This window comes from Agathobaculum hominis, assembly GCF_014288055.1.
GTDB lineage: Bacteria > Bacillota > Clostridia > Oscillospirales > Butyricicoccaceae > Agathobaculum > Agathobaculum hominis.
In genome coordinates, this window is the sequence record NZ_JACOPK010000013.1 from 12,487 (window position 1) to 31,985 (window position 19,499).

The window sequence follows — 19,499 nt, forward strand, 5'->3', positions numbered from 1 at the left end:
AAACAAAGGGCATGCACACGCATGCCCTTACTGCTGTTTTATGAGGTTTGATAGTCTGGTGAGTGCCTTTCTCACAATCAGTTGCGGGAGAAGTCGTATGCGTATCGAGTACTTTTTAGTCCGCCTGCATACACTTTTCCGGCTAAGTATAGGTGCCCCTTTGAATTGCTATATGTAGCTTGAAAGGGTGCGTAAACGACTGCAAGAAACTGGCACTCTCATACTTTGGGATGATTTACACATACCGAAAAGGTTGTTATACTTATCTTGGTAGTTTATGCAGAAAAATATCGAAAGGCTTATGGCGAGGGGTGCACCCCTCATACCGTGGTACCCACGGTATGATACCTTTCTACAAAACTGTAGGCTTTGCCCGCTATGGTCAGGCAGGTGTGGAAAAATCTGACCATTATGTAAAGAAGGAAACACATGAGGAAACGCATTACAAGTCTGTTTCTTGTGCTGGCGTTCTGTCTGACCCTGCTGCCGACATCGGCGCTGGCAGAGGAGCCGGACACGTTAGACGGCGAAAGAATTGAAACCTCTATCGGTAATGATACCGAGGGAGATGGAGACATCGACAATAACGTTGAAGAATAGGACACCGAATCCAGTGATCATGCGTCTTTTGACCTTGAAGCAGGTGATGCAGCGTCTGGGGACGGTGAAGTGACCGAAGAAGATGCTGTTGTCAAGGTCGAGGCCGATGGCCAAACACGCTATTATAAGGCCATTGATGACGCCTTCACTGACGAAAACCAAGACGGTACCGTCACGCTGATGAAAGATGTCACGAACGGTCACACCATCTATGTCACTGGCGGACCGTATATCCTTGACCTAAACGGGTGCGATATGAGCAGCGTTAGCGAGGACTCGGTAACGGTCACGGTAGGCAAGGCAGACGGCGATAAAGGCAATTTGACCGTCAAGGACAGTGGCACTGACGGCCGTCTCGAGAAACTTGTCGTTGAAAGCGGTTCACTGACGGTGGGAAATGGCTCGTTCGGCTTCGTTGGCGACAATGCAAGTTCCTGCATCGGAAGTATCAACTTTAAGGGCGGACATGCAGATGAGTTCAAGATCAACTCCAGAGGTTACTGGACCGATGGTGTTGGCAATTTTGTTGACGGTCTCCGCACGTTCGTCCTCTGGCGGCGGTTCGTCCGCGGGTAGCTCGTCTGCGAATGCGGTTTCTACATCCGGTAAGTCGGATAATGGTTCGGTCTCGGCGGATAAGTCTACCGCGAAGAAGGGTGACACGGTAGCCATCACGGTAACTCCGGACGCTGGTTACGAACTCGGCAAGCTGACCGTAACCGACAGCAAGGGCAACGGCAAGTACACCTTCACCATGCCGGACAGCAAGGTAACGGTTCCCCCAACTTTTACCAAGGTTGCTGATGAGAAGCCGTCCACTACCGGCTACGTTGACGTTGCGTCTTCCGCATGGTACAACGACGCAATTCAGTACGTCCCCGATAAGGGCCTGATGAGTGGCACCGGCGATAACAAGTTCTCGCCGAGTAGCTCGACCACTCGTGGTATGCTGATGACTGTACTGGCGCGTTATGCTAGTCATGACACCACGAACAGCATTCCGTGGTACCAGGCTGGCATGGATTGGGCCAAGGCGAATGGCGTTTCCGACGGCACCAACCCGACCATCAACATTACCCGCGAGCAGCTTGTCACCATGCTGTATCGCTACGCTGGTTCTCCGGCCGCAAACGGTTCATTGGACAGCTTCACGGACGCAAGCACCGTCAGCAGCTATGCTGTCAGCGCGATGCAGTGGGGGCTGTCGAGAATGGCATCGTAAACGGCTCCAATGGCAAGCTCAACCCGAAGAATAACGCAACCCGCGCTGAGGTTGCTGCAATTCTTATGCGCTTCTGCGAGATGGGTAAGTAAAGCCTATACAGACAAACAGCACAGCTTCGGCTGTGCTGTTTTCACTGCTTAACGGAAAGCGCCTGTGAGATATATTGTCTTTCAGTGCAAATAAGGCTATAATACTCTTAACATACCAGATGATAAGAGGATGTGAATGACGTGACGCTGGACTTTAATGACAACCATGAGATAACACTCAGCATACTGCACGAAGATCAGCCGTATCTGCTGTGGAGCAGCGGCGTGCGCTTCGTTTTCGTCATGCGCGGAACGGTCAGCGCCCTTCTGCACGGTCAGACGCACACGCTGTCACCGGCTGGCTTTTGTCTCATCCATCCGCTCGAACTGTGTCAAATTTCCTGCTTTGCAGATAGTAAGGCGCTGATGGTGTACATTCCGCAGGATTATATCCGGCTGTCCGGCTTTACGAACAGCGCATGGGATTGTCTGGCGGTCGATGCGCAGGCCTCACCGCAGACAATCTGCGATGAGCTGCGCCGTCTGTTTGCCAAGATCGTCTCGCTGTACTTCAACCGAGCGCCAAAGCAGGTACTAAACGCTGCTGTCATGCAGTTTTTTCAGTTTCTGGAGCAGAATTTCCACGCTGAAAAAAGTGACGCTGGAGAACATCTGCCCAGCACCTCGATGGATCGTATCACGCAGGTATTGAAGCTTATCCACAGCCGCTGGAACGAGGATATTTCCGTGCCCGAGCTGGCAGAGCAGGTCCATGTCAGTCCGAATTACCTGTCCCGATTTTTCAGCAGACACATCCATATGACGATCACCGACTATATCGGCAGCATTCGTATTCACCACGCGCTTACGATGCTTCGCGAGGACCACTGTTCCGTCACGGATGTGGCTCTGCAGGCAGGCTTTCCTAACTCGTCCGCTTTTATCCGCAAGTTCAAGCAGCAGTTTGGCGTTACGCCGAAGCAGTATGCAAAGGATCTGGAAGAGCAGCGTAAAAATCAGCAGCCGGATGTCCTGCTCCCCAACATGCAAACCGAAGCCGGTGATTTTGCCGCACTGTTCAAGTATCTTCCGCTGGACGATGACCGCATCTCTGCCACAGAGAAAACGCTGTATCCCCTCCAGATCAACGCGTCCGCTGAGGGCAGACCCATACGCCCAATCTGGCAGAAGCTCTTAAATTTCGGATACGCCCGCGAGGGACTGCTCGCTTCGGTACAGCAGCAGATCATGCGCGCACAGCAGGAGATTGGCTTTGAGTATATTCGTTTTCACGGTATTTTCGATGACAACATACAGATTTATCAGGAAAACAGAGAAGGACAGCCGGTACTCAATTTTCTGTATGCCGATCTGCTGACCGACTTTCTGATTTCGCAGGGCTTCAAACTGTATATCGAGCTTGGCCTTATGCCGTCAGCCTTAAAAAAATACGATATTTTTGTTCTCAGCCGCAGCAGCAACTATTCCGTTGCGGCGCAGCAGGAGAAATGGCAGCAGCTCGTCTCCGGCAGTATTCAGCACTGGATCACGCGCTACGGCCTTGATACCGTGCGGACATGGAAATTCACAACGATGGGCATCCATGTGCCGGTGTTCACCGAAGTAACCTTCGACGAATTCTACACACATTATCAGTCAACCTGGCAGGCGGTGAAATCGGTCGATCCCCTTCTTCAGTTCGGCGGTCCCGGCGGTTTTGCAAGCATCGTCTGGGCGGCGGATATTCTGCCGGATTTCTTTCGCTTTGCCGAAGACCACGGCTGCTTTCCGGATTTTATCACAACGCAGGATTATCCGCATCAGAATGTGGAAGATGACATAGAATTCATGAACACTTCCATTTCACAGGATTTCTTGCCAACAACGCTGAGCGGCGACCGTCACTTCACGCGCAACCTGTGCACTCGGCTGTGTCAGCTGATGCGCGCTGTCGACCGTGAGCACACTCCTATCTGGCTGGAGGAATGCAACTCGACCATATGGCAGCGCGACCTGTCCGGTGATACCTGCTACAAGGCCGCATGGCTGTGCCACAGCATCGCAGAGAATTACGACTCTGTGGAAGCATTCGGATACTGGCTTCTGACGGATTTCATCGAGGAACGCGGTCCCTTCAACCGCCTTTTCCACGGTGGATACGGGCTGTTCACCTTCAATGGAATCCCAAAGGCAGGATGGCAGGCTCTGAACTTGCTGCACAGTACAGGCGATCAGGTCTTATACAGTGGCGACTGGTATCTCGTGACCCGAAGTGCAAGGCAGCTGCAAATTTTGCTGTTTCACTATTGCGACTATGACAGTCTGTACCGTCATCGCTATCGAAAGCTGGAATATCCGGAAGAGGCATACCGCGTATTCCGGACCAGCAACGTAATGGATGTCCGTATACAGCTAAACAGCCTTGTACCGCAGCCTCACCGCATGCAGCAGTTTATCATCGACAGAGAACATGGCTCCTCGTTTGATCAGTGGCTGCGCTGGGGCGCACCGAACGATCTTTCTGTCGCAGATGTGGAGCAGCTGCACCGCGCGTCCGAACCCGGCTATCGTTCCACTCTGCTTTGCCCGGATGAGAAGGGTGAATTTGTCCTGCAGAGCAGATTACAGCCTCATGAAGTGCAGTTATTTATTATCGAACTGAATAACGGATAGGCCGCTGTCCTATCTCGAATTGACATCTGCAACGGGATGTGTTTCTTTGAAAACTATTCTGTTGCAGATATTTTATTTATATTCTGTTTTATAAATCGTCATTTTCTATCCTATTCTTTTTGTTTTTTCGTACTTCCTGCAAATGCAGAAATGAAATTATGTATTTTATGACATAATCTTTGTTTTGTTCTCCTTTAAAATCCTTATAATAATAACCATCAACAATGTTTGCAGACAGTTGGAAGTTGAAACAAAAAAAGGTGGTAACATGTATCAGAATGTAAATCTCTCATTCGATCCTGCACATCCGCTTCAGGTGGCAAAGCAGGGTACGTTTGAGCGGTGGGTGGAAACAGCGGGCAGAAAGCGCCGATTTCTCGTGCATATTCCGCGCCGCTGCCGCGAAGCCGCGGCAGGCATTTTCATCCTGCCTCCGTCCGGCTGGACGGCAGATGATGTGCTTGAGAAAACGAACTGGAAATGGCTTGCGGAAGCTGAACCTGAACGCAGTAAGCCGGTTCTGTTCTTTCTCGAACCGCTCGCAGGCGAATGGCACACAGACGAGCCGTATGGCTGCACCAGTGGAGACGTTGCCTATGTCGAAGCGGTTTTCCGTGAGCTGAGCGACCGTCACTGGTTTAATATTCATGAGTCCGGGCTGTACCTATATGGCTGCGGAGAAGGGGCAACGATTGCGCAGATGGCTGCCATGTGGAACCCGGCGATCTATGCCGGCGTATGTACGATCGACTCTGCGGTTTCCCCGACTTATGCGCAGGCGGCGGCTGCGGATGACTGTCTCAATCTGGATGGCTTCGAAGATACCGAACATCGCTGCGGCTTTCTGAAAAGCGATATTCCGCTCCCGGCATGGGTAATCGCAGATCGAACACAGGACAAGACAGCTGTGCAGTACTGGAAGTACAGCATCCGTTCAGATTACAGCACACAGCTGACACAAGACACGATTGCCTATCGTCGTCTTACACCGCTGGAGCATCCACAAAACAACGATATTGCAGCATATGAAGTCTGGTCGAGTACACTTTCCGGCTGTTCGGAAGCGGCCGGAGACGCCATGCTGCACCGCATCTGGAACGGTTTTCTCAGCCGTCACCGCCGCTGGATGGGTGACCCCGGCGGAAATCTGCGCATGTATGACGATCCGCTTTGCAACCGTCATGTGGAATATCACATGGAAAAGGTAGATGGCTGGCTGCGCGAATGGTATGTATATGTGCCGGAGGCAGTCCGTCAGCATCCCGAAGTCCCGGTTCCGCTGGTCTTTGCCTGCCATGGCTATACCTGCAACGGCGCCATTTACATGGAAAACTCCGGCTGGAACCGTATCGCTGACGAAAACGGCTTTGTGGTTGTTTACCCGACCGCAGGCTATGGTCAGATGTGTGTAGAAAATGCCTACTGCAGCAGTGATAATCTGCCCCTGCCTGCCTGGAACATCTTCCACAAGGACACGCAGCCTGAGGAATACCCGTTTTTCCGGTATCTGATCGAGCGAACCGCAGACGATTATCCGATCGACCGCAGCCGCATTTTTGTCACTGGACATTCTCTCGGTTCTCTTATGGTGCAGATGCTCGGCCTGGCTATGCCGGAATATTTTGCGGCGATTGCGCCTTGCTCGGGCATTCTGTTCAGCGATCTGGAACAGGAGCCTCTGTCCCTGCCTGAGGTCGCAGCACGAAAGGACACCTTGCTCCCCGTCTGGATGTTCGGCGGCAGCGAGGAAGCCTTTCTCGTTCCGGACCGTCCGGCAGACGGCAACCGCACAGCCTATACCCTCGAAGCATGGCGCAGGCTGAACCATATCGAGCCGGCTCACGTGCAGGACTGGACAGTCGGCTGGCACACCTATGAAATGCGCTGGGATGATCTGATTTATCGAAAAGACGACATGCCGCTCGTCGGCTTCACCCGTGTACAGGATATGCCGCACGCAACCACGATAGAGATGTCCCGCCGCATCTGGGACGAGTTTTTCTCCCGTTTTTCGCGCGTAGACAGCAGTATTGTTTATCATGACAAGGAGGACAGCTAACATGAAAAGCGTAAGCACCGACAGCAATCGTGTGGTTTCATTCGGTGAAAAGGTTTCTTACGGCATTACCGAAATCGCCTGCAACCCGATGTATACCATCTTCTGCTCGTTTCTTGTATTTTTCTACACCGATGTCATCGGCGTCAACGCCGCCGCCGTCGGTACGATCATTCTGATCAGCCGTATTTTCGACGGTTTCAGTGATATCATCGCCGGAAATATCGTCGAGCATACCCACGCAAAGAGCGGCTCTGCCCGTCCGTGGATTCTGCGCATCGCCATTCCCCTCGGCATCTCCTATATCGCTATGTTCACAGTCCCGGACTGTGGCGAGTGGGGCAAGCTGATTTACATTTTCGTTTCCTATAACGTCATTCAGAGCGTTGTCTACACCATGGCAAACGCCGCAATGAGCGCTCTGCCGACTTACATGACTAACGACCGCAACAGCCGCTCCTCCTGTTATGCAGTGCGTCTTTTCATTGCAGCAGCAACGCAGACCGTTCTTTCACTGAAGTTCATGAACATTATTGACGCGTTGGGCGGCGGTCAGCGCGCATGGATCAAGCTGGCGGCCATTCTCGGCACCATCGCCGCGATCGTCTTTGCTATCGTTTACATGACCACTCGCGAGACCGTAACCGGCGGCGGCGAGAACGGCGAAGATGTTCCTCTTCTTGTCGGCCTGAAAGCGCTGATGCACAACAAGTACTGGTTCTCTGTTCTTGCAATGCAGTTCTGCTGCGTTCTGCACCAGGTGACCACACTGACGGTCGGCGTATACTATGCCAAGTATATTCTGAATGACGCTAAGCTTGTCGGCAACATTATCATGTACCATCATTTTCCCGCACTCGTTGTGATGCTTCTTGTCCCGATCGCGTTGGACAAGGGCGCTTCCAAGCGCACGCTCGCTATTCTGAGCGGCGTATCCATGCTGCTTGGCTCGCTGATCTCGCTCGTTTATGCATCCGGCGTCCCGTTCATCATTTCGATGGGTCTGCGCGGTATCGGCTTCGGCGCATTCAGCAGCGTTATCTACGGCATGCTCGCTGATACGGTCGAGTACGGCGAGTGGAAAACCGGCGTACGCACGCAGGCGATCAATGTTACGGCAAACGGCGTTGGTCAGAAGATTGGCAGCGGTCTGGGCACTGCGGCATTCGGTGGCCTGCTCACAATGTGCGGCTACAACGGCATGGCAGAAGTGCAGACCGCAAGCGCTGTAAGCTGCATCCGTATTATCTTCATCGTTGCGCCGATCGCGATTTATCTGATCCTCATTGTTCTGGCATGGCTGTTCAAGCTGGACAAGCAGTTCCCGCAGATTCAGAAGGAGTTGGAGGAGCGCAAGCGCAGCAAGGCTTCTGTGAACTGATCTAAAATACATCTTTCACCTTTTCATCCCCTCAAAGACACTGCCCGGTCATACCAATGACCGGGCAGTTCTGCTTTATGCACCTGCAACGCTGACAACGATAACAAGTTCGCGCCGAGCACGTCAACTACCCGAGGCATGCTGATGACCGTTCTCGCACGCTACGCAGGCGAGGACACCGCGAATAGCACGCCGTGGTATCGGACACTGGCATGGATTGGGCGAAGGCGAACGGCGTGTCTGACGGCATCAACCCGACTGTCAACATTACCCACGAGCAGCTGGTTACCATGCTGTACCGCTACGCTGGGTTTCTCAACCATGGGAGACCTAGCTGTTTTTATCTTGTTTGACGAAACGGTTAAGAGATTTTATCGAGTATTTGTGTTTTCCGGTATTCCTGTTGTACGGAATACATCATATGGATTTCGTACATTTAGGAGTAGGAGAAGCTTTAGAACACCTACGATAGAAAGTATTAGGTTTCATTCCAGTCTGCCGCATGGCCTCCGTGGCAGTGATTTCTCCTGCACGCCAGCGAGCGACCACCCGCTCGAAGTTGTCCGGCAGAGGTATTGGTTTACAGCCGGTGTACTTGCCCTCTGCCTTAGCAATTGCGATGCCTTCGCGCTGACGCTGCAAGATGTACTCGCGCTCCAGTTCTGCAATAGCCGCGAATACGGTGAGCATGAACTTGCCGGTTGGCGTGGTCGTGTCGATGGCCTCCTTGCGGCTTACAAATTCCACCTGCTTTTCGGTCAGCCGCTCCACAAGGTCGAGCAGGTCGCGCGTATTTCTTGCGAAACGACTGATCGACTCGACAATCACGGTATCACCGCGCCGGACGTAGTTCATCATGCGAGTCAGTTCCGGGCGGTCGGCGTTCTTGCCGCTGGCCTTGTCGATGAATACTTCGTCAACGCCGAGTTCCTGCAGCAACACCTCCTGTCGAGCGGTGTTCTGCTCCTCGGTGCTGACACGAATATAGCCAATTTTCATTTCTTTTCCCCCTTCTCCATAACGATAATTATGGTAAACTAACAGCAGGAAGTGATTACTATGCCGAATACACAGCAAACCATTACTGAAATTCTTGATAACATTGCCATGTCCTGCCGTATGGAAGGACTGGAGATGACCGATGAAATACGGGCAATGTGTCTTGCCATCTATAATGGTAGCGCAACTTTACAGGATTGCCTGCATAAAATTAATGCGAAATACCCTTGAAACATTATGGGTGTCAATAGGGTCGCTGTACATTTTGACATATTGCAAAAGTCGGAAAACGACCCTATTGACATACTTTCTTGTTATTTCATATGGGTATAGCCTAATGACACGCTCAAAAAATACCGGCTCGGAAGAGTCGGTATTTTTGCGTTCAGTCATCGCCAATGATGTCGGCGAGCAGGCCGATAACAGTCAGCACGCCGAGAATGATTTTGCCTGGGTTCAAACTTTCACCTCGTTTCAGTCATCCGAAAAGTTCTCGACGGCCTCGATGATGAGGTCGACCACCGCGCCGACGGCCTGAAAAATTGGGCCGAGTGCAATCATGCGCATCGCCTCCCTTCAATCAATATGCGTATAATAGTTCACCGGTCATCTCGTGAAAGAGTTCCGGGTCGTACAGCATTTCCTCAATTTCCTCTTCCGAGCAGCCGTAATCGAGCAGTGCCTGCACTTCGTCCGCTGCTATGCCGAATGCTTTCGCCACGCTGAATAAATCATCGTAACCTGTCGGCGTGTCTTCGTAGTAGCTACGATAGAATGGGTACTTGCGCCACCAGTGCTCGAATGTCGTGTGGGGTGTGAAGGTCCCGGTAGTGATACGGCCGGTGCGGTTAATTTTCATGATTTCGCCCTCCTGCGGTTCGAGAATGTCGATGGGCGCTTTTAACCGCAGCTTTTTGATTGTTTTGCAGAGAATTTCCTGTGTCGAGGCATAAATTAGAAAGCCGTCATAGAACATGATGCAAAGCGGATTGTCCCCGATGACGAACCAGATGGAGTTATCCTTATCCAGAACCGTAAACACAAAAGAACCCTCGACCTTTTCAGCCATAGCTTGCAGGCTGTCAAAGTCAAGGGTTTTCTGCTGTTCAAGAAGCTGAACGGCAACATAGCTGTCCGTCTCAACACTCGTCATTGGCAGACTTTCTTCCATGCGTAACTCTTTATCGTTCCAGAGCACTCCGTTGTGAGCGAGAGCAAAGCTGTTTCCGTCAACGTGACCAAGGAACGGATGGTTATTCTGGTTAAACTGTGCATTGCCCTGTGTGGTCATACGGGTGTGTCCCATGACCGCGTTCACGTCATGTGGAATGTGAATTTTCATCTTCCGAGCGGGAAGGGGACGCTTGTAGATCCGAAGGCGGTCGTTAAAGTTATACGCGATGCCGGTCGCATCTGTACCGCGCACTTGACACTCTCTTGCGAGAGTGTTCAGGATTTTGTTCTTCGTATGGGTGCTGAGGCTCTCCTTAAAATCAATTAAGCCGAAAAGACTGCACATATTACTCCTCCTCCGATACATTTACAGGTTCGTTAACGTAAAGACGACGTTCTTTGAGATACTGAATGAGTTCGGGTTCGGTGATGTCATCGAGAAAGTCAAACCAGCTCATGTCCTGCACGGCAGCGTCGGACATAGAAACAGCCACCTCAACCAGATGATTTACCATCTGCAAGGTGGCTTTCAAAGTATTGAGTTTCAAAGTGCCGCGGAACATACGGATTTCGACCGTATCCGCGTTCGTGAGATTGACCGCCGTATAACGCCCAGCGCAGGAATTCTTTGCGTGGTTCATCTGCTCTGACGGGGTGAGGCGAATGCCGTACCGCGCCGCCCAGCGGTTCATCTGCGACTGGGTGCGGCGGCTGAATCGCAGCAGTTCCGCCCAGAATTTTTCGACGAAGTACAGCAGGCGAGCAATCGCAGCTTCCTGCTGCTCGTAAGTACAGCCGAACGCCAGACGCGAGATATGAACGTGAAATCCACAAGTCCCGGCGGCATGGCTGAGATAGCCCATGCTTTGCGCCTTGCGGAGGACTTCCGCCCACGGCATTTCATTCAAATGGTATTCGAGCGTCATCGGATGGGTAACAAGCTCCAAGCCTTCATCCAGGCTGCCGTCCGTTTTGATGTAGAGATTTTCTGCGTCCTTGTTTGCGATATCGAGCAGCTTCTGGGCGTTGCTGTTTACCGTGCCGCCGTCATCGATTTCAAGCTCAACGCCGAAATGACGCAGGCCCTTGCCGTGAAAAACAAGGTCTGGTGTGTAGCTGTACTCATGGATAATGTCACAGTGCTCATCCCAGCAGGACGCGCAATAGGCGTTGTCGTCACCGTCCCAGTACGCGCGGTCGCGGTGAATAATGCGTCCGCAGTCATCGCAGCGGACGTAATACTCGTCGAAACAGTGGTCGCACAGCGTGTGCGTATCGTCTTCGGTGGCATTCTCTTCATAAACCCGCTCGGCACAGTGGTCACAGATGACGGTCAGACGGTCGGCACAATCCTCGCAGAGCCAATCGCCTTCCGCTTGATACATATCTTCGATCGGATGTTCCGCACCACAGTTCGCACAAATTCTCGTTTCACTCATTGTCTGTTCCTCCATTTCGTTTGATGAATGTTAATATTCTTCAGCAAGCAGCATAGTAGAATGCGTCAAATCGTCGATGACAAACACTTTCGCGTTTACTGCATCGTCACACGGCACATCAAGCTCGTAACGGTACGGCGGTTGCTCCTGCTCGTGGACGATGTGCTGACCCGCTGGCGTTTTCGTCAGCGTGAATACTTGCAGGTAATCCTTTTCCTTGACTTCCATCGTCAAGACCATGTGCCACATGAGGTTTGTCAGCCACGATGGAATCTCAGCCATCACGCCGCGCGTCAGGAATTTTTGATTGTTGAACATTTGCTTTCTCCTTTCGGGCAGAATTAAAGCCCCCGGAATATTTCCGGGAGCTTCTACATCTATAATATATAGATTAAAATGGAGGAGAAACAGAAAAAATGCAGCCGAAGCTGCACTTTTTGCCTGTATGAGGTTTATTTACTCATCTCGCAAAAGCGCATGAGAATCGTTGCGGCTTCCGCACGGGTAGCGGTACCCTGCGGAGCAATGGTGCTTGCCGTGCGGCCATTGATTAGACCGGCAGCATTTGCCCATTTCATCGACTCAAGCGCCCAGCTGCTGATCGAGCCTGCGTCATTGAACGCGCTCAGATCCGCCGACTTGATGGTGTTGTACTGATTGAACTGTGCGTAGCGCATCATCATGGAGGCCATCTGTTCACGTGTAATCTGTGCCTCCGGCGCAAGGGCACATCCTGCGACGTGAACCACGACGGCAAGGTCGACCAGCTCGACATTACCACCTGCCAGCGCTGGTATCAGGCGAAGTCCGGCGACAGCGACTGGAAGAACGCCGCTGACTGCGATGTTAACGGTGACAACAAGGTCGATATCGAGGATATGATCGTTGTTTTGCAGTATATGTTCCAGCATTAAATTACATATCCCTCTGCTTTTAGCTCCCGGAAATATCCGGGAGCTTCTATATCGATCATATATATTTAAAATTTTTGATATCAGTTTTTCTTTGAACCGAATCGATTGCTGATCCAACACAAAATCCAGGGAACAAGTGCGGAACCAATGTACGAAGCGAGATATCCGATAGAAGTAGACTCTTTGCCGATCATTACGATCGTGACGAAGTATCGGCCAATCGATACAAGGGTTTCTTTAATGATAATCCACATCCAGCCGAAGAGCAGCCAGAGCGCATTGCCGATGAAATGGAAGTGAAAACCGGCGATAAAATCAGAGAAACCTTCCATGAAGAAAGCGACGATGGTTTCGCCGAAAACAAGGATACCGTTCTTCAAACCGTCAACAGCGGTCAGTACGGAAGCTGTTTGATGACGGGAAATCAGCATTTCATATCCCATCACTCGGATGGAATGTGCCTCAAAAGAGGGTGTAACCGTTACGCGGACAAAGATAGCCGCAATAATTATTGCCAGAATGAGCAGGCTGATTATCGTATCTACAGCTTTCTGGGATGGGGTCGTTGAACTGGAAGGGGCAGAGGAGGTCGAAGCGGCAGAGAAGGTCGAAAGGGCTTTGTGGTTCGCAGACTGGGCAGGCTGAGAGGAGGGCGAGGTGCCTTCGTAAGGAGCAAGCCCAGCTTCGATTTCGCTGTAAGCCTGTTCAGGGAAATCCAATGTGTCTAACTGCTTGCGGATGTACGCGATTTCGGTATGATCGGGATGCATCATCAGCTTGGTCTTGATTTTATGATATTCCTTTTCTACCGCTTTTTTCTCTTCGACAGAGTTATAGAGTTTGCCTAAAAATGTACAGTCGATCACCTCTTGGGCAGAGTTCTGGTGCTGTTGCAGCATCTTCTGCACCGCTGTATCGACCGGCTGAGAAAGCTTCAAGTCGGTAATGGCCTGCTGCGCTTCTATAATCTGGTTGAGTTCGTTTAGGCTGTAAGAGCTTAAAATCGCTTCTGCCTGCGCCATCTCTTTGGCAGCAGCCTGTGCCTGTTCGGCAGTATCGAATTTCAGATCAGGAATACCGTCAGTGGAGGAATGAACACACTTTTCCTCTTCAATTAGGTGTTCAAGCGTTTTGTGGAGCTTTCGAATATGCTTTTTTGCAACAGGAGACTGGTATTTTTCGAGCTGTGGCAAGAGTGCTGCAAGCGCTGTTTTATCTTGGCAGTCCGTCATAGAAACGGCTTTACGAATTTCCTGCAATTCTTTGTTCGCGGCAGCGGCTTCTTCGCGTGTTTTGAGCTCTATTCCGTCAACGGTTCGCGCTTTGCGGTCAAACTCGTGCAAGGCCTTGTCTACTTCGAGGATTATATCACAGTTATGCGAAAGACCGAGACGGTCGGCTGCTTTGCAAAGCTGATCATGTGCATGCTGAGCAAGCACTTCGGTGGAAATGGATAACTCCTTACGGCGTTCTTCCATAAGTTTCAGCTTGTCTGGGAGTATGTCGCAATCAAAATAACTGGCAAGCCTGCTTAGCTCTCCGTCAGCATCGCCCAGAATTTTCAACAGCACGCGATAGCAGAATGGATTGTATGGGTTGAGTTTCCAGATGTGCGGCAGACTGTGAAGCACTCGTTCTGGATTATCGGCAAGGTGTCTGAGATTATCAATCTGGATGTAGGACTGTTTGGAGTCCTCGGGCGTGACGATAGTGCAGGGGAACGATGGAATATGATTGAGAATGCAGATGATAACAGCATTATGGCAGCTGAACACACTCATTCGAACGGCATCTACTAAACCTTTTTTCGTATCCGGATCGTTGAATATTGCAGAAAGCTTCGAACTGCTGCGAAAGCTGGAACCGATTTTACCGATTCCATTTACCATCATATGTGCAGCTCCGGCGGCAGCGTTCATTGCGCCGGCAGCGGCCATGCCTTTTAGTGCGCCGCCAACACCAAAACCACCGCCTACAACACGCCCTCTTGTCTTTCGACGCAGCGTGCGGTATTCATCCATGCTTTTCTCGTCGAGTACAATTGCCGCGTACTGTTCCTCGAGACGATCATACGCTTCACTCCAGTGATCAAAATACTTGCCATATTCACTCCAGAAGGCTGCCGTATCGTAGGAAAGAATATCTTTTTCAGCAAGACATTTTAAGGCTATTTGGATTACCGGATACATGCATTGCACGTATTGATTGGAACCGTTTTGAATAATATCCTCTAAACGATGATTTTGTTTTGTGTACAGCGCATCAAATTCGCTTGCAACCTGATCCTCGAGATCGGAAAACAGTTTTCTGTAGTAATGATAGTTTTCCATCTCTTCGCTGATAGGGAAGTGAATTCCTGAAATAATAAATTCCATAGCGATATCCCCTTTATTGAACTATATCTATAATTATATATCATAACTCTATAAATGTAAATATTCGGACTGATTTTTGATAATCTTATCTTAAAAGAGATGAGAGGTGTCGCTATGGAAGTCGGAAAACGTATCGTTGAACTCCGTCAGCAAAAGGGAATTACTACAAATAAATTAGCTAATCTATGCGGCCTGTCGCAGAGTTTTGTCCGTTCGGTTGAAATCGGAGAGAAGAATATTTCAGTAGAGAACCTAACGCTGATCTGTGATGCATTGCATATTTCGCTAAAGGATTTCTTTGACTGCCCTGTTGAGGGGACGCTTTTCACGGATGATGAACTGCAAAGCCAGCTTTCACGATTGTCGGAGAGACAGAAGAAGGCGTTGCTGGAGTTTATTAAGACGATGAAAATGTAATCTTGAGTATACTGAGCAGCGAGGGCTGCAGCTTCTTTAATACATTTACATCATTTTGTGTGATGAAAATTGTTAGTTAAAAAGGGAAGTATATAATTGCATTGACTTGAAAAATTTGTCGTCTCTTGATATAATACTTGTGGAATGCTTAGTAAAAAGAATATGGCGTTTTTTGCCGTATTGTGCCTTGTGTTAAACAGGGCCGGTTAGATTGTCAGGATTACAAGCGGTTGCTGTGGCACGCTTGAAATCCTCATTACAAGCGCACCACAGCAACCGCTTATCTGTAAGTATTCCAAACTTTACGGGTGGGTGATATATTTGAACGCAAACATATATTCTGAGAAGTGCATTGCGAGTATTCGTAAGCATCTTGATAGAAGTGGGCACAAATATATCACCTACCCTAAATTTATTTTCTTATGCGGTAAGGGTTTTTGCAGTCAAGCAGAATATACACAATCCAATCGTGGTATTACTGATGACTTTATAAGACGGCTTCTTCCAGATACGCACATTGTTTTATCCGAGCGTATGTGGGAGGATGGTTTCGACAATAGTATAGATTTACTGATTTTTGAAGAGTTTTTAGCTGAAGTTAGCGATGCAATCATTTTGTTTGTAGAAAGTCCAGGATCTTTCTGTGAATTGGGTGCTTTTGCATATGCAGATGCGTTATTCAGCGATAAGCTTATCATCGTAATGGACGAAGAATATCGCGGAAGCAAATCCTTTATTGCAACAGGTCCTGTTCTAAAAGCAAGAGAAGATGGTTCTAAAATTGTCTATGCGGACATCGAAAATGGTGCGTTGCTTTCCAGCAGTGAGTTCAGAACAGAAATCCTTGATTTAGTACAAAAGCTCAAATCAAAGCGCGCGCAGATCAACAAACGAACGGTTAACAAAGATAAAAATCAGGTATACATAAGTTCTTTTTTGATCGAAATTCTAGAGATTATCAGATTGGTTCAGCCAATCTCTTCATCAGATTTAGTGCAATTATATAAAGATATAAAGCAGTTCGACGAGTTTACTCTTGTAAAACGTGATGGGAATAAGTTTAAGCGCGAAATAAAGTTCAACTATATTCTCAAATTATTACAGACAGCAAAAATAATAGAAATCGAAGGTTCGGTTATAAAGCTACCAAACTACGAAAAAACGCAGCACCTAATGTTAAAGTACTTTGGAAATGGGATTGAGCGTGAGCGCAACAGGATTATTTGCAGAAAATACAGGTACGGTGAACACTTATGAATTCAATCATCGATCGCATTGCTCGTGATCTGTCGTTAGATCGAGACTATATAGCATCAATCATACGAAGAAGCAGCTTTTACTATAAAAGATTTACAATTCCCAAACGGAACGGAGATCCACGAGTAATTTATCAGGCAAGTCCGGAACTAAAATCTTTGCAATATTGGGTCAGAGAAAAAATATTGAAATTTCTTTCAGTTTCAAATGCTGCATTCGCGTATCAGGCTGGAAATTCCATAAAAAAGCATGCGGATTTTCACAAGGAAGCACGTTTTATCTTTCACACAGATATTAAAAATTATTTTCCCAGCATCCATGAAAAGATGTTTACGGATATACTGATAGCGCATCAGGATAAATTACAGGCGCAGGGAATGTGGTTTGATGACATGTGTGATGTAATTGCCAAAATATGTTTCTATAGAGGCAGATTATCCATAGGAACTGTTAGCTCACCTATGATATCAAATATAGTTGCTTACCGATTCGATGAGTTGATTATTGCCTATTGCAGAGAGCGAGGTTATCGCTACTCGCGTTACGCAGATGATATTTATATTTCGAGCAATAGATATATTTCTCAAAGCACAAAGAAATTTGTCGAAGTCAGTCTATACGAATGCAACTTTAAAATGAATATTTCTAAGACTTGGTTCAGATCTAAAAAGAGTCGCCGCAAGGTCACGGGACTTATTATTACAGATACAGGCCGAGTCTCGGTTGGATTGGAAACTCGAAAGAAAATAAAGAATATGATCTATAATCGTTTAGTTAACGGGAATGGATCGCCTGAGAGTATCCTCGGATACTTGGCCTATCTCAAAGATGTTGAACCACAGACATACAATAAATATATTATAAAGTATTCTACCTATTGCGATGGTGATGTGATTTCTGCTATTCGCCGTGGTTCATAAAAATCAGTGGATAAAGTTCAGTGTTTCAAGTTGATACCTAAAAATAATCACCAGATGTACGAATAACTTCGTATCTCTGGTGATTATTATTTTTAGCCTGTATGTCTTTCTTTGATTATCGGCAGTATCAGTGATTGAGAGAGACAAGAAATCACAACATCAGTATAGGGAATATCTCTTCAAGTCTTCAGTCAGCGATAGTTGTTCCCGGTGTGAGGCTAAGGGGGAATGATCGTTAGAGCGAAGAATTATGCAGCAGCTTCTATGTTTGTCGGCGATTTAACTAGAGCCACTGCTGCTCCGCTGAAAATAGAATAGCGAGAAAACAGAAAACGCACAGCCGAAGCTGCGCGTTTTGCCTGTATAGGAGAGCTTATTTGCTCATCTCGCAGAAGCGCATGAGGATTGCGGCAACCTCTGCACGGGTTGCGTTATTCTGCGGATTAAGCTCGCCCTGTCGCCGTATCACGATACGCGCAGACACCGGCTGTTCGGCACGGAAGAACATGACAAATCCGGCAGGCGGTTCGCTCTGGACAATGTACAGGCATTGCTGCCCATTCCAGAGATAAAGCAGACATTGCTGCCGTTCGCCGCGAAAACAGCCGTAGTCACTCAATATATACCAGAGCTGATATGATACCCATTCCGGTAATTACTAATCGATTTTCTGCGAACATAAACATTTTTCATCTCAAATTGTCTCCTGAGAAAAACAAGGACCCGCTGATAGTTTCAGCGGGTTCGAGACTGTCGAAAAACTATCGTTTTTCCGACAATCTGTGTTTTGACTTCGCAAAACACGGACGTCCGAAAGTTCCCATACGGAAACTTTCTCCCTCTTAAAGTATGAAAACCGAGGTACACGCCCCCGGTTTTCATGCGTTTGCGCAGCAAACGCTTTTGAATGCGCGCTGCCGCGCGACTGCTGTTTTGGCGTGAAAACAGACTTTATCGACAGACTGGGACCCGCTGATAGTTTCAGCGGGTTCGCTATTATAACATGTATTTTCTCTTTGGAGATTTCAAATCTGGCCGAGCAGCCAGCGGACATCGACATTCAGAATTTTGGCCAGCGCCTTGAACTCGATGTCAGATACCGGACGTTTCTGTCCGTCAAGGAGCGAGAGGGCAGGGTGGCTGATTTCCACACCGGAGACCTGCAAATGTGTGAGCAGGTCTTTTTGCAGCATATCCGCCGAAGAACGTGCTTCGGTCGCGCGCGCGCCGACGATATTGCGGTTGCCAGGTGCCAGTTTTCGTGTGCTCATCCTCATCACCAACTTCTTCGCCTGCTTTAGTATAAGAAATTTTGTCGTTGCCAAATTTGGCAGTAGCAAATATAATGAAATTTGATATAAGAAATCAGGGTTTTCTTCATCACTGATGTGGAAGGAAAAAAGAAATATGCAGCAAGTTTACGGGTACATTCGTGTATCTACACGTGACCAGAATGAAGAACGGCAGGTGATCGCCATGCGCGAGTTCGGCGTGCCGGAGGAGAATATGGTGATCGATAAGCAGTCCGGCAAGAATTTCGCACGGCCGGGATATCGCAGACTGGTGAAAAAATTAAAACCGGCCGACACTCTCGTGATTAAGAGCATTGACCGATTGGGACGAAATTATGATGATGTTTTGGAGCAGTGGCGCCTGCTGACGAAAGAGAAGCAGGTGGATATTGTGGTGCTCGATATGCCGCTTCTGGATACGAGGAAGGGACGCGATTTGATCGGAACGCTGATCTCTGACATCGTTTTGCAGCTGCTTTCGTATGTGGCGCAGACCGAGCGGGAGTTCATCCATCAGCGGCAGGCGGAAGGCATCGCGGCCGCCAAAGCGCGCGGCGTCAAGTTCGGCCGTCGACCGAAAAATCGCCCTGCGGACTACGAAATCATCAAGAAAGCGTGGTGTGAGGGCAGTCTGTCCGCACGTGCCGCGTCGCAGCAGCTCGGCGTAACGCATCGAACTTTCATGAAATGGATTGGACAGGATAATTCCAAATGTTGAAAAAAGTACAATTTGATGCAAAACAAAGAAA

Annotated in this window: 21 protein-coding genes; 14 read left to right on the forward strand and 7 right to left on the reverse strand. The window is 49.0% G+C overall.

Going from position 1 to position 19,499, the window contains the following annotated elements:
• Positions 1-429 precede the first annotated feature (429 nt).
• From H8S02_RS11850 to H8S02_RS11885, 8 genes are all read left to right on the forward strand, one after another.
• Positions 430-600: a hypothetical protein gene (locus H8S02_RS11850; protein ID WP_158576980.1), complete on the forward strand. Its 171-nt coding sequence runs from the start codon at positions 430-432 to the stop codon at positions 598-600.
• A 69-nt stretch (positions 601-669) separates the two neighbouring features.
• The gene (locus H8S02_RS11855) at positions 670-1,176 is read left to right on the forward strand and encodes a hypothetical protein (protein ID WP_186970687.1); all 507 of its coding nucleotides are present in this window, start codon (positions 670-672) and stop codon (positions 1,174-1,176) included.
• Positions 1,115-1,822 carry an S-layer homology domain-containing protein gene (locus tag H8S02_RS11860; protein WP_186970688.1) on the forward strand — a complete coding sequence of 236 codons (708 nt, stop codon included), beginning with the start codon at positions 1,115-1,117 and terminating at the stop codon, positions 1,820-1,822. Before H8S02_RS11855 ends, H8S02_RS11860 begins: the two co-directional genes overlap by 62 nt.
• Positions 1,795-1,914, forward strand: a complete 120-nt coding sequence (locus H8S02_RS12850) for an S-layer homology domain-containing protein (RefSeq protein WP_158576977.1) — start codon at positions 1,795-1,797, stop codon at positions 1,912-1,914. Before H8S02_RS11860 ends, H8S02_RS12850 begins: the two co-directional genes overlap by 28 nt.
• 141 nt (positions 1,915-2,055) lie before the next feature.
• Positions 2,056-4,527: a GH39 family glycosyl hydrolase gene (locus H8S02_RS11870; RefSeq protein WP_186970689.1), complete on the forward strand. Its 2,472-nt coding sequence runs from the start codon at positions 2,056-2,058 to the stop codon at positions 4,525-4,527.
• 268 nt (positions 4,528-4,795) lie between these two features.
• Entirely contained in the window at positions 4,796-6,586 is a 1,791-nt protein-coding gene (locus H8S02_RS11875) for an alpha/beta hydrolase-fold protein (RefSeq protein ID WP_186970690.1), read from the forward strand.
• 1 nt (position 6,587) lies between these two features.
• Positions 6,588-7,964 carry an MFS transporter gene (locus H8S02_RS11880; RefSeq protein ID WP_186970691.1) on the forward strand — a complete coding sequence of 459 codons (1,377 nt, stop codon included), beginning with the start codon at positions 6,588-6,590 and terminating at the stop codon, positions 7,962-7,964.
• Positions 7,965-8,176: 212 nt separating this feature from the next.
• Positions 8,177-8,317, forward strand: coding sequence for a hypothetical protein (locus H8S02_RS11885; RefSeq protein ID WP_186970692.1), 141 nt, complete (start codon positions 8,177-8,179; stop codon positions 8,315-8,317).
• Between the two features lie 64 nt (positions 8,318-8,381).
• On the opposite strand, the gene H8S02_RS11890 is transcribed toward H8S02_RS11885, so the two are convergent.
• Positions 8,382-8,963, reverse strand: coding sequence for a recombinase family protein (locus H8S02_RS11890; protein WP_186970693.1), 582 nt, complete (start codon positions 8,961-8,963; stop codon positions 8,382-8,384).
• A 60-nt stretch (positions 8,964-9,023) separates the two neighbouring features.
• Here H8S02_RS11890 and H8S02_RS11895 point away from each other — a divergent pair, with 60 nt between their 5' ends.
• A complete protein-coding gene (locus H8S02_RS11895; protein ID WP_158576975.1) occupies positions 9,024-9,194 on the forward strand; it encodes a hypothetical protein in 171 nt (56 codons plus the stop codon).
• 349 nt (positions 9,195-9,543) lie between these two features.
• On the opposite strand, the gene H8S02_RS11900 is transcribed toward H8S02_RS11895, so the two are convergent.
• The 4 genes from H8S02_RS11900 to H8S02_RS12735 form a co-directional block, all read right to left on the reverse strand.
• Complete coding sequence (locus H8S02_RS11900; RefSeq protein ID WP_186970694.1) at positions 9,544-10,482, reverse strand: class II glutamine amidotransferase; 939 nt, start codon at positions 10,480-10,482, stop codon at positions 9,544-9,546.
• Between the two features lies 1 nt (position 10,483).
• The gene (locus tag H8S02_RS11905) at positions 10,484-11,575 is read right to left on the reverse strand and encodes an amidoligase family protein (protein WP_186970695.1); all 1,092 of its coding nucleotides are present in this window, start codon (positions 11,573-11,575) and stop codon (positions 10,484-10,486) included.
• A gap of 30 nt (positions 11,576-11,605) precedes the next feature.
• Positions 11,606-11,893: a DUF960 family protein gene (locus tag H8S02_RS11910; protein ID WP_186970696.1), complete on the reverse strand. Its 288-nt coding sequence runs from the start codon at positions 11,891-11,893 to the stop codon at positions 11,606-11,608.
• A gap of 134 nt (positions 11,894-12,027) precedes the next feature.
• A complete protein-coding gene (locus H8S02_RS12735; RefSeq protein WP_186970697.1) occupies positions 12,028-12,324 on the reverse strand; it encodes an S-layer homology domain-containing protein in 297 nt (98 codons plus the stop codon).
• Between H8S02_RS12735 and H8S02_RS11920 the strand changes: the two genes are divergently transcribed.
• Positions 12,316-12,489 (forward strand): dockerin type I domain-containing protein, encoded by a 174-nt coding sequence (locus tag H8S02_RS11920; RefSeq protein ID WP_186970698.1) that lies wholly within the window; start codon positions 12,316-12,318, stop codon positions 12,487-12,489. The two genes, H8S02_RS12735 and H8S02_RS11920, sit on opposite strands and share 9 nt — an antisense overlap.
• Positions 12,490-12,569: 80 nt before the next feature.
• Here H8S02_RS11920 and H8S02_RS11925 read toward each other — a convergent pair whose 3' ends face one another.
• Positions 12,570-14,864, reverse strand: a complete 2,295-nt coding sequence (locus H8S02_RS11925) for a hypothetical protein (protein WP_186970699.1) — start codon at positions 14,862-14,864, stop codon at positions 12,570-12,572.
• A gap of 114 nt (positions 14,865-14,978) precedes the next feature.
• Between H8S02_RS11925 and H8S02_RS11930 the strand changes: the two genes are divergently transcribed.
• From H8S02_RS11930 to H8S02_RS11940, 3 genes are all read left to right on the forward strand, one after another.
• Positions 14,979-15,281: a helix-turn-helix domain-containing protein gene (locus tag H8S02_RS11930; protein ID WP_207722125.1), complete on the forward strand. Its 303-nt coding sequence runs from the start codon at positions 14,979-14,981 to the stop codon at positions 15,279-15,281.
• A gap of 321 nt (positions 15,282-15,602) precedes the next feature.
• Positions 15,603-16,538, forward strand: coding sequence for a retron St85 family effector protein (locus H8S02_RS11935; protein WP_186970701.1), 936 nt, complete (start codon positions 15,603-15,605; stop codon positions 16,536-16,538).
• Positions 16,535-17,458 (forward strand): retron St85 family RNA-directed DNA polymerase, encoded by a 924-nt coding sequence (locus tag H8S02_RS11940; protein WP_186970702.1) that lies wholly within the window; start codon positions 16,535-16,537, stop codon positions 17,456-17,458. The genes H8S02_RS11935 and H8S02_RS11940 overlap by 4 nt, the downstream gene beginning before the upstream one ends.
• A 1,025-nt stretch (positions 17,459-18,483) precedes the next feature.
• Here H8S02_RS11940 and H8S02_RS11945 read toward each other — a convergent pair.
• On the reverse strand, positions 18,484-18,783 hold the full coding sequence (locus H8S02_RS11945; protein ID WP_243166520.1) for an XRE family transcriptional regulator: 300 nt from the start codon (positions 18,781-18,783) through the stop codon (positions 18,484-18,486).
• A gap of 82 nt (positions 18,784-18,865) precedes the next feature.
• Here H8S02_RS11945 and H8S02_RS11950 point away from each other — a divergent pair, with 82 nt between their 5' ends.
• Positions 18,866-19,468 (forward strand): recombinase family protein, encoded by a 603-nt coding sequence (locus H8S02_RS11950; RefSeq protein WP_186970703.1) that lies wholly within the window; start codon positions 18,866-18,868, stop codon positions 19,466-19,468.
• Positions 19,469-19,499 lie beyond the last annotated feature (31 nt).